At 75.4% G+C, this 1,396-nt stretch carries 1 protein-coding gene; it reads right to left on the bottom strand.

Features of this window, described 5'->3' with window-relative positions; all coding sequences use genetic code 11:
• Nucleotides 1-1,281: NAD(P)-binding domain-containing protein (locus tag HCN52_RS24440; RefSeq protein WP_168090590.1), on the bottom strand; the 1,281-nt coding region annotated here is incomplete at its 3' end.
• Nucleotides 1,282-1,396 lie beyond the last annotated feature (115 nt).

Genomic DNA, 1,396 nt, shown 5'->3' with positions numbered 1-1,396 from the left:
CTGCGAGGACTCCCGGCCGGCCGTCAGCCCCGCGGCGGTGTTGGCGCCGGGCGCGGAGAGCGCCGCCCCGCCGGCCGCCGGGCGCACCGCGTCCAGATGGCGCCGCACACCGCGGACCAGCCGCCCGGCGGTGAACGTCGCGCCGTGCACGAAACGCATCGCGGGACCGAAGGACGGCGCGCTGAGCAGTCCGGCGAAGAACAGCCCGGGCACCGACGACTCGAAGGCGGAGCCGAGCCAGGGCGCTCCGCTCCCCGGTGTGGTGCGGATCCCGGCACGCAGCGACGGGGACAGCATCGCCAACCGGTCCAGCTCCGGCACGAAGCCGGTCGCCGCCACCACATGGCCGGTCTCCATCGTCCGGCGCGTCCCGTCCGGACCCGCGACCCGGAGCCGGACCCCGCCGCCTGCGGCCTCCGCCGAGACGATGCTCCGGCACAGGAAGGCCGGCACGACGCCCTCGACCCGGTCACGCAGCCACCAGGCCCCGGCCGGCCCCAGCGCGCTGTCGGCGATGCGCACCCGCAGGGTGCTCGGCAGCCGTCGCACCGCCCAGGGGAGCTCCGACCACGCCCAGGTGGACCAGCCCGTGCCGAGACCGGAGTGCGGCTCCCGCAGCGACGCCAGCGGGGGACGGCGCAGCGGCTGCGGCAGGGTGTTCCAGTTGATCCGCTCGGCCCGCGCCAGGATCTGGGGGCGCGCTCCCGCCTCGGCGAGCAGCGCGGCGGTCTCCAGCGCCGCCTGCCCGGCGCCGACCACGGTGACGTCCAGACCGAGGAAGCCGGAGAGGTCGCCGTGGTCGCTGCTGTGCGACGCGAGCTGCGGCGGCAGCTTGCGGAGCGGTCCGGGGCGGTTGACGAACGGCATGACGCCGATCGCCAGGACGACGGACCTGGCCCGGATCGTCCCCTCCTCCGCGGTGGTGACCGAGAAGCCGCCGTCGGTGCGGGCCACGTGGGTGACCGTCACCTCCTCGACTCTCGGCTGCAGTTGGTCGGCGAACCACATCCCGTAGTCGCTGAAGGTGCGGATCGGCAGCGGGGAGGCGTGCTCGGCGCGCAGGCCGCGCGGCGCGCAGTAGGCGGCGAGCGTGTGCCGCTGCCCCGGGTCGGACAGGTTGGAGGACCACGGCTCGGATTTCAGGAACATGCCCTCGGGCATGTGGTCCCGCCAACTCGCCATGGGCCGCCCCAGCACCCGGATGTCGAGCCCGGCTGCGGCGGCGTGGGAGGCGATCGACAGTCCGTAGGGGCCTGCGCCCACCACGACGAGGTCATGCATCAGTAATCCCCGCTCACTTTCCTTGACGTGCCCGTGGTCTCGGGCGTGTTCGACCTGGGGGCGGACGACGGGGCCGGGGCGGCCCGCGTCGGGGTGGGGCTCGGCCGGGGTGGGC

This window comes from Streptomyces bohaiensis (assembly GCF_012033785.1).
Taxonomy (GTDB): Bacteria; Actinomycetota; Actinomycetes; order Streptomycetales; family Streptomycetaceae; genus Streptomyces; species Streptomyces bohaiensis.
The sequence above is the reverse complement of the archived record's forward strand: the minus strand, read 5'-3'. Positions and strand labels throughout refer to the sequence as shown.